At 34.2% G+C, this 16,677-nt stretch carries 13 protein-coding genes and 1 pseudogene; 5 read left to right on the top strand and 9 right to left on the bottom strand.

Going from position 1 to position 16,677, the window contains the following annotated elements:
• Window positions 1–146: 146 nt before the first annotated feature.
• Together parC and parE are read right to left on the bottom strand one after the other, a co-directional pair.
• The gene (gene parC / locus JRC48_RS00940) at window positions 147–2,555 is read right to left on the bottom strand and encodes a DNA topoisomerase IV subunit A (RefSeq protein WP_235070008.1); all 2,409 of its coding nucleotides are present in this window, start codon (window positions 2,553–2,555) and stop codon (window positions 147–149) included.
• A 3-nt stretch (window positions 2,556–2,558) separates the two neighbouring features.
• Window positions 2,559–4,493 carry a DNA topoisomerase IV subunit B gene (gene parE, locus JRC48_RS00935; RefSeq protein ID WP_304941323.1) on the bottom strand — a complete coding sequence of 645 codons (1,935 nt, stop codon included), beginning with the start codon at window positions 4,491–4,493 and terminating at the stop codon, window positions 2,559–2,561.
• A 248-nt stretch (window positions 4,494–4,741) separates the two neighbouring features.
• On the opposite strand from parE, the gene plsY reads away from it, so the two are divergent.
• Window positions 4,742–5,326: a glycerol-3-phosphate 1-O-acyltransferase PlsY gene (gene plsY, locus JRC48_RS00930; protein ID WP_235070006.1), complete on the top strand. Its 585-nt coding sequence runs from the start codon at window positions 4,742–4,744 to the stop codon at window positions 5,324–5,326.
• Window positions 5,327–5,352: 26 nt separating this feature from the next.
• On the top strand, window positions 5,353–5,541 hold the full coding sequence (locus JRC48_RS00925; RefSeq protein WP_235070005.1) for an aspartyl-phosphate phosphatase Spo0E family protein: 189 nt from the start codon (window positions 5,353–5,355) through the stop codon (window positions 5,539–5,541).
• A 145-nt stretch (window positions 5,542–5,686) separates the two neighbouring features.
• On the opposite strand, the gene JRC48_RS00920 is transcribed toward JRC48_RS00925, so the two are convergent.
• Together JRC48_RS00920 and tkt are read right to left on the bottom strand one after the other, a co-directional pair.
• Window positions 5,687–5,908, bottom strand: a complete 222-nt coding sequence (locus tag JRC48_RS00920; protein ID WP_235070004.1) for a YneF family protein — start codon at window positions 5,906–5,908, stop codon at window positions 5,687–5,689.
• Window positions 5,909–6,290: 382 nt separating this feature from the next.
• On the bottom strand, window positions 6,291–8,270 hold the full coding sequence (gene tkt, locus JRC48_RS00915; RefSeq protein ID WP_235070003.1) for a transketolase: 1,980 nt from the start codon (window positions 8,268–8,270) through the stop codon (window positions 6,291–6,293).
• A 379-nt stretch (window positions 8,271–8,649) separates the two neighbouring features.
• On the opposite strand from tkt, the gene JRC48_RS00910 reads away from it, so the two are divergent.
• A complete protein-coding gene (locus JRC48_RS00910) occupies window positions 8,650–8,817 on the top strand; it encodes a DUF362 domain-containing protein (RefSeq protein ID WP_235070002.1) in 168 nt (55 codons plus the stop codon).
• Window positions 8,818–8,865: 48 nt separating this feature from the next.
• Here JRC48_RS00910 and JRC48_RS00905 read toward each other — a convergent pair whose 3' ends face one another.
• Complete coding sequence (locus tag JRC48_RS00905; RefSeq protein WP_235070001.1) at window positions 8,866–9,108, bottom strand: DUF896 domain-containing protein; 243 nt, start codon at window positions 9,106–9,108, stop codon at window positions 8,866–8,868.
• Window positions 9,109–9,150: 42 nt separating this feature from the next.
• Complete coding sequence (locus tag JRC48_RS00900; protein ID WP_235070000.1) at window positions 9,151–9,324, bottom strand: hypothetical protein; 174 nt, start codon at window positions 9,322–9,324, stop codon at window positions 9,151–9,153.
• 149 nt (window positions 9,325–9,473) lie between these two features.
• Between JRC48_RS00900 and lexA the strand changes: the two genes are divergently transcribed.
• Both lexA and JRC48_RS00890 read left to right on the top strand, forming a co-directional pair.
• Complete coding sequence (gene lexA, locus JRC48_RS00895; RefSeq protein WP_235069999.1) at window positions 9,474–10,124, top strand: transcriptional repressor LexA; 651 nt, start codon at window positions 9,474–9,476, stop codon at window positions 10,122–10,124.
• A 264-nt stretch (window positions 10,125–10,388) separates the two neighbouring features.
• A complete protein-coding gene (locus JRC48_RS00890; protein WP_235069998.1) occupies window positions 10,389–11,027 on the top strand; it encodes a nitroreductase family protein in 639 nt (212 codons plus the stop codon).
• A gap of 121 nt (window positions 11,028–11,148) precedes the next feature.
• Here the strand turns inward: JRC48_RS00890 and miaA are convergent, their stop codons facing one another.
• The 3 genes and pseudogenes from miaA to mutS all read right to left on the bottom strand — a co-directional run bounded on the left by miaA (window position 11,149) and on the right by mutS (window position 16,629).
• Entirely contained in the window at window positions 11,149–12,060 is a 912-nt protein-coding gene (gene miaA, locus JRC48_RS00885) for a tRNA (adenosine(37)-N6)-dimethylallyltransferase MiaA (RefSeq protein ID WP_235070974.1), read from the bottom strand.
• A gap of 9 nt (window positions 12,061–12,069) precedes the next feature.
• Window positions 12,070–13,892 (bottom strand): annotated as a pseudogene (gene mutL / locus JRC48_RS00880) (DNA mismatch repair endonuclease MutL).
• Between the two features lie 46 nt (window positions 13,893–13,938).
• Window positions 13,939–16,629 (bottom strand): DNA mismatch repair protein MutS, encoded by a 2,691-nt coding sequence (gene mutS / locus JRC48_RS00875; RefSeq protein ID WP_235069997.1) that lies wholly within the window; start codon window positions 16,627–16,629, stop codon window positions 13,939–13,941.
• Between the last annotated feature and the right edge of the window lie 48 nt (window positions 16,630–16,677).

Genomic DNA, 16,677 nt, shown 5'->3' with positions numbered 1-16,677 from the left:
TGTATGAGTCAACACTTATGAATATGAATATTTCCTTAAGAATGCTTCTCATAATTTTAAAATAACAATAAAAAGTTATCTAATCGACACTTACTAGTACCTAAAAGCCAATAAAAAAATCGATTCTCATAAGAGAATCGATTTTTTTATTCGGTATCTTCAATCATAAATTTAAGAACAGGTGAATCAACCATATTTGTTCCCACTGAATTTAAATCAACAGGTTTTAATAACGCTGTATTGAGCTTAGTTGTTCCATCCATCGTGACAATGGAGATGTCTTGTTTAGGTGAAACTTTTAAACAATCAACAAATTGATGAGGATTTGATTTAATAGCTTTGATTCCTAAACATCCTTTTTTATTACGCGTCGATAAGGCAATATCTTTTACCTTTAATTTTTTAACATTTCCGCGTTGCGTTACAAATAATAACTCATCATTAACAGATGCCAAAATAACTTTAATTAATTCGTCATCAGCCCCAATTTGAATTCCCTTGATTCCCATCGCTTTAAGTCCGGTTGGAGTAATTTCATCATCACTGAATTTTAACAGATATCCTTTTTTAGTAACCATGATCACATCATTCATAAATGTACAACGGATGACAGACATTAATTCATCATCTTCTTTGACTGACATCGCAACCATTGCCCGATGATAACGTGAAACTTCAAAATCACTTAAACGCGTCTTTTTAATCATTCCGTTTTTAGTCGTGAAGAAGAAATACTCTTCTGTTTTAAAATCAGAAACAGCATAAACTGCAATAATTTTTTCTTCTGAGTCAATGGTAACTAGGTTTGAAACGTGCTGACCAATATCTTTCCATTTAAAATCTGGTAGTTTATAGACTGGCAAGTAGATAAAACTTCCTCTATTTGTAAACATCACCAACGTTTGTAATGTATCTAATTGAAGTTTAGCTACTAATTCGTCTCCATCTTTCATCGCTGGGATATCTGATTTCGTCGCGTTATATGAACGTAAACTTGTACGTTTAACATATCCATCCTTTGTAACGGCCACCATGACATCTTCTTTAACGATCATATCCGTTTCGTCAATTTTAATTTCTTGAATATGTTTTTCAATGACACTACGACGTGGTGTTTCAAACTGTTTCTTCACTGATTTTAACTCATTTTGAATCACTTTTAATAGGTTAGTTTCACTACTTAGAATTGACATTAAGCGCTCGATCGTTTCATTTAATTCTTCGTTTTCCTTTTCAAGCGCTGTGACATCGGTATTTGTTAAGCGATATAGCTGTAACATGACGATTGCTTCCGCTTGACGCTCACTAAAATCAAACGCTTGAATTAAATTTTTCTTAGCATCTGACTTATCTTTTGATTGACGAATGATTCGAACCACTTCGTCTAGTACAGATACCATTTTAATTAATCCTTCAACAATATGTTGACGTTCACGTGCTTTTTTCAGTTCAAAATTTGAACGGTTAGTCACAACTTCTTTTTGATGTTGAATGTAAGCATCTATTAACTCTAATAACCCCATTAATAACGGACGTTTGTTGTAAATAGCGACCATATTAATGTTATATGAAATCTGCAAATCAGTATTTTTAAATAAGTAATTTAATACCGTTTCTGACTTAACATCTTTTTTCAATTCGATAACAACACGTAATCCATTTCGATCCGTCTCATCGCGAACTTCCATAATTCCTTCAACTTTTTTATCAATGCGAAGATCATCAATCTTTTTAACTAAGTTAGCCTTATTGACTTCATATGGAATTTCAGTGACAACAATTTGCTCACGTCCACCACGAATCGGTTCAATTTCAGTTTTTGAGCGAACAACGATACGCCCTTTTCCTGTGGTATATGCTTTTTTAATCTCTTGTTCCCCTTGAATAATAGCACCTGTTGGAAAATCAGGTCCTTGAACAAACGTTAAAACATCATCTAATCCACATTGTTTATGATTCATTCGATAAATAACAGCATCAATGATTTCACCTAAGTTGTGTGGTGGAATATCTGTGGCATATCCCGCTGAAATCCCAGTTGCACCATTCACTAATAAATTAGGGAAAAAGGCAGGTAAAACCGTTGGTTCTGTCATTGAATCATCAAAGTTTGGAATAAAATCAACTAAATTTTTTTCAATGTCTTTTAATAATAACCCAGAAATCGCTGATAAACGAGCCTCTGTATAACGCATCGCAGCAGCGGGATCTCCATCGATACTCCCGTTGTTTCCATGCATTTGAACAAGTGGATCTCTAACTTTCCAATCTTGAGATAAACGTACCATCGCATCGTAAACCGAAGTATCTCCATGCGGATGATAGTTACCAATTACATTACCAACCGTTTTAGCTGATTTACGGAATGGTTTTTCATATGTGTTTCCTTCTTTATACATCGCATATAAAATACGACGTTGAACGGGTTTTAGTCCATCTCGCACATCTGGTAATGCACGATCTTGAATAATATATTTTGAGTAACGTCCAAAACGATCACCCATAATGTCTTCTAAACGCATGACTTGCACACGTTCTTGGGTAGCTTTGTCCATCTATTACACCCTCTCTATATCATAATCATCTTCCATGGTAAAGTCGACATTTTGCTCAATCCATTCACGACGTGGTTCAACTTTATCTCCCATGAGTGTCGTCACTCGGTGATCAGCATCTGCAGCATCTTCAATGGTTACTTGAATTAATGTGCGCGTTTCAGGATTCATAGTCGTATCCCATAACTGGTCAGCGTTCATCTCACCAAGACCTTTATAACGTTGAAGGGTATAACCTTTTCCAACCTTAGAAATAACTTCACCTAACTCTTCATCTGTCCATGCATATTCAATAACCTGTTTTTTACCTTGTCCCTTTGAAACTTTATAAAGTGGCGGTAACGCAATATAAACTTTCCCTGCCTCTACTAGTTCCTTCATGTAGCGGAAGAAGAACGTCAGTAATAACACTTGAATATGAGCACCATCTGTATCGGCATCGGTCATGATAATGATTTTATCGTAGTTGACATCATTTAATTCAAAGTTTGGACCCACACCTGCACCAATGGTATAAATCATTGTATTAATTTCTTCGTTTTTAAAGATATCTTCGATCTTAGCTTTTTCCGTATTAATGACTTTTCCTCGTAACGGAAGAATCGCTTGAAAGGCACGATTACGACCTAGTTTTGCTGATCCACCCGCTGAATCCCCTTCGACTAAAAACAGTTCGTTTTTTTGAGGATTTTTTGTTTGAGCAGGTGTTAACTTTCCTGATAAATTCGTTTCTTTTTTCTTTTTTGTTTTACCTGTACGTGCCTCTTCACGTGCTTTACGTGCTGCTTCGCGTGCTTGTGCCGCTTTCAACGCTTTTTTAACTAACTGCGTCGCTACCGCACCATTTTCCTCAAAGAAGAACGTTAATTTCTCAGCAATTACGTTATCCACTGCTGAACGAGCTTCTTGTGTCCCAAGCTTTGCCTTTGTTTGACCTTCAAATTGCAATAAAGCTTCTGGAATACGAACAGATACAATTGCTGATAATCCTTCACGAATATCAGCACCTTCTAAATTTTTATCTTTTTCTTTCAGTAATCCATTACGACGAGCATAATCGTTAAAAATACGCGTTAAAACAGCTTTTGCACCTGTTTCATGCGTCCCACCATCTTTGGTACGAACATTATTAACAAAAGATAAAATATTTTCTGAATAACTCGCTGAATATTGAAACGCAAAATCAACTTCAATTTCTTGACTTTCCCCTTCAAAATAAACCACTTCGTGTAACGTATCTTTACCTTCGTTTAAATAACTAACAAATGACTTAATTCCATCTTCATAATAAAAGGATTCTTCTTTATCATTACGTAAGTCAATAAGTTCAATTTTAAGTCCTTTTAATAAAAACGCAGATTCGCGTAAACGTTCACTTAATATATCAAAAGAATAGACCGTTGTCGAAAAAATTTCTGGATCTGGCTTAAATGTGACTAATGTTCCTGTTTCTTTAGTCTTTCCTATCACCTCTAACCCAGTAACAGGATGGCCTCCTTTTTCAAAACGTTGACGATAAATGACTCCATCACGTTTGATTGTCACTTCTAACCATTCAGATAAGGCGTTGACAACACTAGCCCCTACACCGTGTAACCCACCTGACGTTTTATAACCACCTGTACCAAACTTTCCACCAGCATGTAAGACCGTATAAATAACTTCTGGAGTTGGTTTTCCAGACTTATGCATTCCTGTTGGAATTCCACGCCCACTGTCTTGGACACTAATACTATTATTTTCATGAATAGTAACTTTTATATGATTACCGTATCCGGCTAAAACTTCATCAATAGCATTATCAACAATTTCATAAACGAGATGATGTAATCCTCGACTATCTGTCGAACCAATATACATCCCAGGTCTTTTGCGTACTGCTTCTAATCCTTCAAGTACCTGTATCGAATCTTCGTTATAATTTAAGTGCGTCGACATGATGACACTCCTTTCTCTTTCCATTATCTCATTTTAAAAGATTTTAACGCAGAATAAAAGATATTATTTTTATAAATTACGAACTGATGTTTTTATTTCCGTACAAAATAAAAGTATTATACATTAATTAGATTACGAATTACACCGTGAAATATGTCGAAAATTAAGTTTTTTATTTTTTTTTTGTAATTTCACCTAATATCTTTCTCCTATATGCTATAATATTTCTACAAAAAAGGAGGATTTACATGATAAATATAGCTTTAATCATTATAGCCTATTTATTAGGATCATTCCCTTCTGCATTAGTCATTGGGAAAACATTTTATCAAAAAGATATTCGTAACTATGGATCTGGAAACCTAGGAAGCACAAATGCATTTCGTATTTTAGGTAAAAAAGGTGGATCAATTGTTTTTATTCTAGACATTTTAAAAGGGGGACTAGCCTTCTTAATCGCTAGTTATGGCGGAGCGACTATTTCACCTTTATTTATTGCTGTCTTTGCTTTAGTCGGTCATATTTATCCAATTTTCGCTAATTTCAAAGGTGGAAAAGCAGTTGCTACAAGTGCAGGGATTATATTATTTTACTCTCCACTACTGTTTTTGACACTCTTTGTTATTTTCGTTATTACTCTTAAGATTTGGAAAATGGTATCTTTATCATCAACGATCATTTCTATTGCTGCTGTTATTATTATATGGTGTGGACCTTATGACTTAACTGCACGAGTAATGCTTTCAATCTTTGCTGCACTTATTATTGTGAAGCATATTCCAAATTATAAACGTATTTTAAACGGAACAGAGAATAAAGTTTCATTCTTCTAAGAAGAAATCTTTCAGGGGGGAGCCAAATGAAAGCAACTACTTTTTCAACAACATCAACTGAAACAAAAATGCTTTATGATCGAATTACAAAAATAAAAGCTGAATTACATGAGTTAGTTAAAAATTTTGGGATGGTTCATGAATTAACCGTTGCTAAAAGCCAGGAACTTGACGTTGTTGTTAATGAATATATGACACACAAACATCAATTATAATAAAAAGAGCCGTTTCGGCTCTTTTTATTTGTCTTCATTTTAATAAGAAAGAGCCTAATCATTAATGATGTTAATTAGCTATCAAAAGTTTTAAAAAAGAAAAAGCATTAAATGACTTTTGATCACTTCAATGCTTTACTAGTTCTTACTTCATATTTTGGTTAATTTGTTTCATTACTTGGTTAATTTGTTTTTGAGAAGGTGTGCGTCCCATTTGCATCATCATTGTACGAACCACTTCTTCATTGATAGGTGGATTTTTTTGTAAATATTTTTTTAATTGACGTTGGGCAACAAAAAATCCAACAACGGCTCCTACTAATAAGGCGATAATAATCCATAACCAGAATAACCAGTTCGTTAACATATCTATTTCCTCCAAACATATTTTACTATTCAATAGACCACTATTATATTCAATTTATACTAGATTATGGTCAATCTGTCAAGTGATTATAGGCGAAACCCCTACCCTGACACACACTATTTGATAACGTTTTTAAATTAAAATGATGATCTTTATAAAAGCACAAATGTTTTTCGTCATTGGATACCAACTTCATTCATTAATGACTTTAATAGTTAAATAGTCATGTAGCTGAAAGTTTTTTAAGCGTGAAAAATCTATCATCACTCTTATTTTTAGTTAACACGAAATAACTATACACGCTTCGCGGCTAAATGACTTTTTTAATACCTAAATAATAAAAAGATTGTTTCCAAAAGGGAAACAATCTTTAAGTTAATTATTACATTCCTTTATATAAAGAAACAACGTTTTCTACCGTAAATCCGTAAGCTTCAATCACTTGGTTAGCTGGTGCTGAAGCTCCAAATCGGTCAATCCCTAAAATAACACCATCGAATCCAACATATTTATGCCATCCATATGTTGCTCCCATTTCAATTGATAAACGTTTTGTTACTGATTTTGGAAGAACTGAATCGCGATACTCTTTTGTTTGCTTTTCAAATAAGTCCATTGAAGGCATACTTACAACACGAACATAAATTCCTTCTTGAGCTAATGCTTCTTGAGCGGCAACAGCTAAATTCACTTCAGATCCTGTTGCAATCAAAATTCCATCCATCTCACCTTGTGCTTCACTAACGACATATGCCCCTTTGCTAACACCTTCATATGAAGTATTAGCCATTGTTGTTAAGTTTTGACGAGTTAAAACTAAAGCAGTTGGTGTTGATTTTGACTCAACAGCTAAACGCCAAGCTGCTGCCGTTTCATTCGCATCTGCTGGACGGATGACTGAGAAGTTTGGAATCGTACGTAACATAGCTAATTGCTCGATTGGTTCGTGAGTTGGTCCATCTTCTCCAACCGCAATTGAATCGTGTGTTAAGACGTAAGTGACTGGTAATCCCATTAACGCGGCCATACGCATTGCCGGTTTTAAGTAATCACAGAATACGAAGAATGTTCCTCCAAAGACACGTACTCCACCATGTAACATCATTCCGTTTAAAATTGAAGCCATAGCGAATTCACGAACACCAAAATAGATATTACGACCATCTGGTGTTACTTTTGAGAAATCTCCACCATTTTTAATATTTGTTTTATTAGAATGCGAAAGATCCGCTGATCCTCCTAAAAAGTAAGGAATAACAGAGGCAATCGCGTTAATTGCTTCATTGTTTGTATCACGTGTTGCTTGTGAATGTCCAATTTCATATGAAGGCATCACGTCAGCTAAATCAACCATTAATTCATTGTTCATAGCTTTCGTTAATTCTTCAGCTAATTCCGGATATTCTTTTGAATAACGTGCAAATAATTCATCCCATTGTTTGTTGGCTTCTTGTCCACGAGATTTAATTGTTTCTTCAAAATGTGTATACACCTCTGTTGGAACAGTAAATGGTTCATGTGTCCATCCATATTGAGTTTTTGCATGCGCACTATCTTCTTCACCTAATGGGGCTCCATGAACAGCGTTTGTTCCTTGAAGTTTTGACCCATATCCAATCACTGTTTTAACTTCAATGATTGATGGCTTATCTGTTGTTTGTTTTGCACACTCAATTGCCGCATTAATTGCCTCAATATCTGTTCCGTCTTCTACACGTTGAACATGCCATCCATAAGATTCATAACGTTTTAATACATCTTCTGTAAAACTTTGTGTTAAATCACCATCTAAACAGATATCATTTGAGTCGTATAAAACAACCACTTTTCCTAATCCTAAATGTCCTGCTAATGATGACGCTTCGCTTGTGACACCTTCCATTAAGTCACCATCACCACAAATAACAAAGTTATAATGATCAACTAATGGATATCCTTCCTTATTATAGCGACTAGCTAAAAACTTCTCAGCTAATGCCATTCCGACTGCCATTGGAATTCCTTGACCTAAAGGACCACTTGTTGCATCAACCCCGTCTGTGTGCCCGAACTCAGGATGTCCTGGTGTTTTAGAATCCCACTGACGAAATTGTTTAATGTCATCCATACTCACATTATATCCTGATAAATGTAATAATGAATAAAGTAACATTGATCCATGTCCTGCTGCTAATACAAAACGGTCACGATTAAACCAACTACTGTTTGTTGGATTAACAGTCATATGTTTTGTAAATAAAGTATAAGCCATTGGTGCTGCCCCTAATACAACCCCTGGATGACCCGAATTTGCCTTGTTAATGGCATCAATACCTAATGTACGAATTGCATTAATTGATTGTAATGAGATGTTATTTTCCACGTTATTGACCTCCTTTTATACCATCTATATCATACCCTTTTGTCGAAAATTTTACAATATTTTAGAAAAAAAAGTTCTTATTCTTCATTTTATTGGTAAAATTTTTTCTATATGGAAACAGAAATATATTTCATCATTTTATAGCAGGATTAGTTAGGAATTCTTTTTAATACTAAGACAGACTATAGTCCAGCTAAAAGTTTTTACGATATGAAAAACTTATCTGGACTTATATATAACTGATTAAAAATATAAAATGACATTTTTCTTATTTTAACGTCAAATACCTTTTATTTCTTACTTGTTTCGTCAATTAGGATTACAGATTCGGATCGAATATGTTATAATTATTCCGTACTTTTTTAGGGAGGTAGTTAGTATGCCACGTAAAATTTTAGATACTTGTATTGCTTGCGGTTCATGTGCTGCTGAATGTCCAGTAGAATGTATTTCTGATGGAGATATCTACGTGATCGATGCAGATGTATGTATCGACTGCTGCGCTTGTGAAGCTGTTTGTCCAACAGATTCAATCGTAGAAGCTTAATAAAATAGTAAAAAAGACCTTTTCTTAGTTGAAAAGGTCTTTTTTATTTTAATGAATTTCTTCAGATTTTCGCTTAGCCTGAATTTGCTTTAATTTCTCAGGTGTTACGTCTTCACCGTTTGGATCAATGACTTTAACATTCTCAATTGTATTTTTCATACTTTCTCTAAATGTCATTAAATATTCTTCACGTAAGACTTGTTGTTCTTTCAACTCTTCATCCGTGATTGTTCCAAGTTTTTTCTTTTTAGCTAATTCATTGAGACGATTTAATTTATCTGCTGTTAACATGTCGTTACCTCCATTAATGATTCCTCATTAATATACCAAATTTCATTTCAATTGATAAGCAATAACTTCTAAAAAAGGAATAATTGCTTGAGGCTTAAAACTTTCTAACAACATACTTAAGTCAACAAAACATAATCCTAGTAATCCAATTCCAAAAAAATAAATCCCAATTAAACAACGATATGAATAAATGGTTAAACAAATTTTATTAAACATCTTAATCCCTCTTTTTTTAAAACAAATGTTCGATTTACAGAAATATTATATTAGAACATTTGTTCGTTGTCAATAAAAAGAACGAATGTTTGCTTTCATAACCATTTACTGATATAATTAACTTATTAAACGGAAGGAGGTTAGAAAACATGAAACCGATCACCAAACGCCAACAGGCCATTCTTGATTTCATTAAAGAAGAGGTTGATAAACGTGGGTATCCACCTAGTGTTCGTGAAATCGGATTAGCTGTTGGACTTTCATCAACAGCATCTGTACACAATCAGTTAAATCAACTTGAAAAAAAGGGACTAATTCGAAAAGATAAGTCAACAACACGAGGAATTGTTATTTTGTCGCCTGAATCTAAAGAAGAACAAACGAAACAAAATTCAAATGTCATTGAATTAAAATCGGTAATTAATGTTCCGGTCATTGGTAAAGTAACAGCAGGAACGCCTATTGAAGCGATTGAAAATCCTGACGATTTCTTTCCTCTTCCGACACATTTAATCCCAACTAATCAGCAAGTATTTATGCTAAATGTTCGTGGTGATTCTATGATCAATGCTGGAATTCATGATGGCGATCAAATCATCGTCCAACAACAGCAAGATGCTTTAAATGGTGACATTGTCGTTGCTATGTTAGCTGAAGATCATGAAGTTACTGTGAAGCGTTTCTTTAAAGAAGCCAATTACATTCGTTTACAACCTGAAAATGATTTACTAGAACCTATTATTGCTAAAGATGTTACCATCGTTGGTAAAGTTATTGGCCTATTTAGAACGATGCATTAATTTTATTTTTTGTCTATAAAAGATATAGGATTAAAAAATCCTATATCTTTTTTCTTTTTAAACACAATATTCATTTTTCTATGTTTTAACTTCATCTTCTGAAAAATCAATCAAATTTATTCCACTTTTAGATCTAAAATATACGCTGTTTAACGTTTTAAACAGATAACTGCTTATTAATCATGAAATCTCAAATTGACAAATACTTCAAAACAATATAAAATCGGTTTAATATTAAATCGACTTTATAAAGGAGAGACGTCTATGGCTAATTTAGATTTTATTTATCAACGAAAAAGTATAAGAAAATTTAAAGATACACCAATCCCTAAACAAGATATTCTTGAGCTTTTAAAAGCAGCTACTTATGCACCCTCACCAAAACACCAACAAAACTGGCATTTTGTCATCTTACAAAATAAAAAACTGATTCATGAAATGGCAGATCTAGTGACAAAAAGTCATCAAACCATTGGTAATCTAGCTAAAAATGAAAGAGATTATACTAGACATATGAGTGTCATCAATTACTATACTTGCTTTAAAGACGCACCTGTTGTTATCTTGGTTTATGGTTGTGAGTATAAGATGATTGAATATAAAATTTTAAAAGAAAACGATGCTCCTCAAGAAATATTAGACGTTTTAGTTTCTCCTCAATCTGGTGCTCAAGCTATTGGTGCTGCCGTTGAAAACTTTTTATTGGCTGCCTCTGAAATGGGATATGGAACTTGCTATATGACAGGTCCTACTCATGCAAAAAAAGACATTGAAGCCTTAATTGGATTTGAAAAAGAAGGTTATGAGTTAATGTCTATGATTTCATTAGGTGTCCCTGAAGAGAAAACCCCTCCTCAACCTGCGCGTAAACCATTAGAAGACGTCATTACCTTTATTGATTAAATAACTGCTAAATATAATTAAAAGGGCTATCTTATTAGAAGATAGCCCTTTTAATATTCTCTTGAAATTCAATTGAACCATTTCAAGTTATAAAACTCTAGCAAAAAATTTTCAAATGCTTTTATTGATTCTTAACACATGTTAAGACCTCTTGAACCGTTTGATTAAAGTCATTAACATTCACATCAAACCAAGTCACATCCATCTGATTATTAAACCACGTATACTGACGTTTAGCATAACGACGTGAATTACGCTTAATTAACTCTTTACTCTCCTCTAAAGAAATTAAACCTTTAAAGTAGTCGTAAAGTTCTTTATATCCTATGGCACGAATAGACTGAGCACTTTCAGGAATATTTTGATCAAATAAAGCTTTCACTTCTTCAACAAGCCCCTGTTCATACATCACATCCACTCGCCTATTAATTCGATCATACAAAGCCCTGCGGTCATCTGTTAACCCAATCAAACACGCATCATAGATCATCTGATGTTCTTGGCGTTCAATCATCTCTGATTTTTTAACTCCTGATGTTTCATAAATTTCAAGCGCACGAATCACACGCTTTCGATTGTTTGGATGAATCTCTTTAGCACCCGCCTCATCAACAGCAGCTAATTTAGCATGTAATTCTTCGTTTGTTAGATGACCATACTTCTTTTCATCTACTTCTTTTGACTCAGATTCACCCGCAAATTCGTAGTCATATAAAACACTTTTAATATAAAGACCTGTTCCTCCTACAATAATCGGAAGTTTTCCACGAGATTGAATCTCAGCAATTTTCGCACGAACCGTTTGTTGAAAAGCTGCCACAGAATAAGACTCATCCGGATTTTTTTCATCAATCAGATGATGAATAATTCCTTGTCGTTCCTCTAATGTAGCTTTTGCGGTTCCAATATCCATTCCACGATAAATTTGCATGGAATCCCCACTAATAATTTCACCATTTAGTTGTTTGGCTAATTCAATACTCATCTTTGTCTTTCCAACTGCTGTTGGTCCAACGATACATAACACATTCATCTTATTCACCTACATCACACGTTTAAACAATTTTTCAATTTCATGTTTTGTCATTTTGACAATGATCGGACGTCCGTGCGGACAAGTATATGGCTGTTCACAATCACAAAGACTTTGTAATAATTCTTTGATTTCATACTCATTAATGTATTGATTGGCTTTAATTGAACCTTTACAACTCATCATAATAGCCACCGATTCACGTAACTTTCCAATATCAACTTTATTATCTAAAATAATTTGATTTAAAATCGTTTCAACGATTAACTTTGCATCTAATTTCTGTGCCCAAATCGGAACGGAACGAACAACAACCGATTGACCACCAAACTCTTCAATCTCAAATCCAAATTCCATTAAAGAAGGTAACGCCTCTTTTAAAAGTAATAACTCATTCGTTGAATACTTTAAAACTAATGGAATGAGTAACTCAAAATTATCTGAATTTACATCTGCTAATAAGCGATAGTTTTTTTCATATTGAACACGTTCCATGGCCGCATGTTGATCAACAATAAATAATCCCTCTTGATTCTGTGCTAATAAATACGTCCCATGAAGTTGACCAATATAATAAAGCTCTAAAGTGGTTTCCTTCTTTTGAGTTGGGGCAACTAGTTTAAGTTCATCTTTTTCCTCTTGTTTAAACGTAACCTCTCTATCATGGTCATTAAGATTGTTCTCGTTTACCTTTATCACTTCTTGACTTTCTCTTATCTCTTCAACGAGTGGTGTCGTCGACTTTAAGAGCGTGGATTCTTTTTCAAATGACGACGAGATGATTGGTTTGGTTAACTGGTTAGAGACCTGAAAGCTTAACGTTTCTTGAACAGGTTTAATAACTTCTTTAGTTCTTTCAATTGACAATTCCGTTTGGGGGATGTAGTCAATTGTTTTTAACACCTTTTTTATTTCTGTATAAATAAAGGTTTTTAACCTTTCTTCTTGCGAAAAACGGACTTCTAGTTTAGCTGGATGAACATTAACGTCCACTAAAATCGGATCTAGTTTTAAATTGAGAACCACAATGGGATATTTATCTTTAGGAAGAAGCGTATGATAAGCTTCTAAAATGGAACGCGTTAAATTATAGTTTCGAATCGCACGACCATTTACAATCAGTGTCACATAATTTCGAGAGGCTCGATTTATAATCGGATCACTAATAAAACCGGATATTTCATAGCCATCACTTTGCGCTGAAAAAGGTAGCATTTTTTTGCAATATCAAACCCATAAACGTTAGAAATCACACTTTGTAAATTATTTTGTCCATTCGTTTGAAAGAGTAATCGTTGATTATTAAATAATTTAAACGAAATCTCAGGATATGAAAGAGCAATCTTATTAATATAATCCGTAATATGACTTAATTCTGTATTTAATGATTTAATATGTTTTAATCGAGCAGGCGTATTAAAAAATAGATGATTGACTTCCATCTCTGTTCCTTTACGCATCACACCGGGCTTAGAGGATAAGACTTCTCCACCTTTAATGTTTAGATGAAGTCCACTTTTCATTCCATCTGACGTCTTCACATGAACATCTGAAACTGAAGCAATCGAAGGAAGTGCTTCTCCTCTAAATCCTAATGTTTGAATTCGAAAAATATCGTACTGTGTTTTAACCTTACTAGTGGCATGACGTTCAAAGGCAAGATGAGCGTCTTCTTCACTCATCCCCTCACCATTATCGATGACTTTAATTTGACGAACCCCAGAATCTTGTAAATGAATTTCAATACTTGTACTTTTGGCATCAATCGCATTCTCAAGCAACTCTTTAACGACTGAAGCGGGACGTTCAATTACTTCTCCCGCTGCAATCATATTGGCTAATTGCTCACTCATACGCATTATTTTCCCCATAAGTCACCTACTTTCTTTGATTCATCTTCACCTTTAACTCATACATCATATTCATCGCCTGCATCGGCGTTAATTGATATAAATCAATTTGATCCAGCTCATTAATAATATCTTCATATGGATTGACATATTCTACTTTTACTTCTGTCTTAGGTGCTACCTTTTTCTTCGCTTCGGCTACTTCAAATAATGATAACTGACCTTGCTCTCCTTCTAAAACTGGCTCTGTTTTAATGATCGGCTCAGATGAAGTGAGAACTGATCGGTCTTCCTCTTTGACAGCCGTTTCTAATGACGTTTGAATGGTAGTTTTATCTTTTTCTAAAACATCTAATAACTGTTTAGCACGAGCAATAAGACTAGATGGGAGCTTCGCAATCTCAGCCACATGAATTCCATAACTTTTATCTGATGGTCCTTCCATCAATTTATGCATAAAAATAAGTTGTCCTTCATGCTCTTCAGCACGAACATGACGATTTTCTAAGTGATCACACTTTTCTTCAAGTTGGGTTAATTCATGATAATGCGTTGAAAATAATGTTTTAGCTCCTACTTTATCATGGACATATTCAATAATAGATTGAGCTAACGCCATTCCATCAAACGTTGCTGTCCCTCGTCCAATTTCATCAAGTAAGATCAAACTATCCTTTGTCGCATGTTCTAAGGCATAGTTGGTTTCCATCATCTCAACCATAAATGTACTATGACCCGAAACTAAATCATCGGCCGCTCCAATTCGTGTGAAGATTTGATCAAAAATAGGAACATTAGCAGAACTTGCTGGCACATAACATCCAATTTGAGCCATAATTGAAATCAGCGCTAATTGACGCATATACGTTGATTTTCCGGACATATTTGGGCCTGTAATTAATAAAATTGATAAATCCTCTGGCATGATGCAGTCATTTTCAACATACTGCGTTCCTTTTAATACCTTTTCAACTACTGGATGACGACCATCTTTAATTTCAATGACATGATGATGATTTAACATTGGACGGACGTAACGATGTTCTTCGCTCACTGTTGCAAATGATTGTAAAACATCAAAATAAGCCATAACTTTTGCAATTTGCTGAATTTTAGGAATTTCATTCTTCACCATTTGACGTAATTCAGTAAATAATTCATATTCTAATTGGATTGATTTTTCTTCCGCATTTAAAATAAGATTCTCTTTTTCTTTTAGCTCCTCTGTTATAAAGCGTTCCGCATTTACTAACGTTTGTTTACGCTCATATCCCGCATCATCTGGGATTAAGTGTAAGTTAGCTTTACTAATTTCAATATAGTAACCAAATACTTTGTTATACTTAATCTTTAAAGAACGAATCCCTGTTTTTTCACGCTCAGCCGCTTCTAACGCTAAAATCCATTCCTTTCCATGCGTGACGATGTAGCGATATTCATCTAACGTTTCATGATAGCCATCTTTAATAATGCCACCTTCCTTAATATTAATTGGGGGATTTTCAACAATGGCCTTTTCTAAAATAGACGTAATGTGAGAGCAATCAACTAGCTTATTTAGTTGATGATCGATCGATGGCATGGCTAATTGATTCAATAAAGCTTTAATGTGTGGAATTTGATTAAGCGAGGAATGAAGTTGCAATAAATCACGAGCATTGGCATTTCCAAAGGCAATTCGACCCGCTAAGCGTTCTAAATCATACACTTCATCTAAATGACGTTTTAATTCTTCTTTGATCATAAAATCATTCATAAATGCTTGAACTACATCTAGGCGCTCATTAATTAATGGTTCACTAATCGATGGGCGTTCAATCCATTGCTTAAGTAAACGACTTCCCATCGCTGTTTTTGTTTTATCTAATAGCCAAAGTAAAGAACCTTGACGAGACTTTGAACGAATGGTTTCTGTTAATTCTAAATTTCGACGTGAATTGTAATCAATACTTAAATAATCTTCGTTTTTAGTTAAGCTAATCGGTTGTAAATGTCCGAGTGCACTTTTTTGTGTACGAACTAAGTAGCTTACTAATCGACCAAATGCTTGTTTTAAATAATCATCATTTATTTCATCAACTAAAAGTTGATATTCAATTGGAATGAGACACTCTTCTTCGTATGATAAAACAATTTGTCTTAGGGCACGTAAATTATCAAACATGGCTGTCTCTATTTCTGAACCAATAACAATTTCCTTACAACCTAAGCTAATAAGTTCTCCAATTAGAACTTGATTTTCTTTTGGTAGACGCATCGCATAGTTTTCTCCCGTTGATAAATCACTATAAGCAACTGCATAGGCATCTTCAAAAGCAACAATTGATAAAATAAAGTTATTTTCTTTTTCATTTAAAGCCGTTTGATTCATGACTGTTCCTGGCGTTAATAAGCGCACAACTTCACGACGGACAACCCCTTTGGCACTCGCCGGATCTTCAACCTGTTCACAAACCGCCACTTTATATCCACGTTCAATTAAACGATTAATATAATTTTCTGCCGAATGATGAGGAACCCCACACATCGGAACGCGTTCTTCTGCTCCCGCTTCACGTCCAGTTAATGCAATTTCTAACTCCTTGGCAGCTAACTGTGCATCTTCAAAAAATAATTCATAAAAATCACCTAGTCTAAAAAAGACAAAAGCATCTTGATAATTTTCCTTGATAGTCAAATATTGCTGCATCATGGGTGTGTATTTAGACTTATCTCGCATGATCAAAACTCCTTTTTTATTTACATGGTTTTATTATAGCATAAAGTG

This window comes from Turicibacter sp. TJ11 (assembly GCF_021497505.1).
GTDB lineage: Bacteria > Bacillota_I > Bacilli_A > MOL361 > Turicibacteraceae > Turicibacter.
The sequence above is the reverse complement of the archived record's forward strand: the minus strand, read 5'-3'. Positions and strand labels throughout refer to the sequence as shown.

Coding starts and splice junctions, on each gene's coding strand:
- parC (WP_235070008.1), bottom strand. CDS start 2,555: ATGGACAAAGCTACCCAAGAACGTGTGCAAGTCATGCGTTTAGAAGAC.
- parE (WP_304941323.1), bottom strand. CDS start 4,493: ATGTCGACGCACTTAAATTATAACGAAGATTCGATACAGGTACTTGAA.
- plsY (WP_235070006.1), top strand. CDS start 4,742: ATGATAAATATAGCTTTAATCATTATAGCCTATTTATTAGGATCATTC.
- JRC48_RS00925 (WP_235070005.1), top strand. CDS start 5,353: ATGAAAGCAACTACTTTTTCAACAACATCAACTGAAACAAAAATGCTT.
- JRC48_RS00920 (WP_235070004.1), bottom strand. CDS start 5,908: ATGTTAACGAACTGGTTATTCTGGTTATGGATTATTATCGCCTTATTA.
- JRC48_RS00910 (WP_235070002.1), top strand. CDS start 8,650: ATGCCACGTAAAATTTTAGATACTTGTATTGCTTGCGGTTCATGTGCT.
- JRC48_RS00905 (WP_235070001.1), bottom strand. CDS start 9,108: ATGTTAACAGCAGATAAATTAAATCGTCTCAATGAATTAGCTAAAAAG.
- JRC48_RS00900 (WP_235070000.1), bottom strand. CDS start 9,324: ATGTTTAATAAAATTTGTTTAACCATTTATTCATATCGTTGTTTAATT.
- lexA (WP_235069999.1), top strand. CDS start 9,474: ATGAAACCGATCACCAAACGCCAACAGGCCATTCTTGATTTCATTAAA.
- JRC48_RS00890 (WP_235069998.1), top strand. CDS start 10,389: ATGGCTAATTTAGATTTTATTTATCAACGAAAAAGTATAAGAAAATTT.
- miaA (WP_235070974.1), bottom strand. CDS start 12,060: ATGAATGTGTTATGTATCGTTGGACCAACAGCAGTTGGAAAGACAAAG.
- mutS (WP_235069997.1), bottom strand. CDS start 16,629: ATGCGAGATAAGTCTAAATACACACCCATGATGCAGCAATATTTGACT.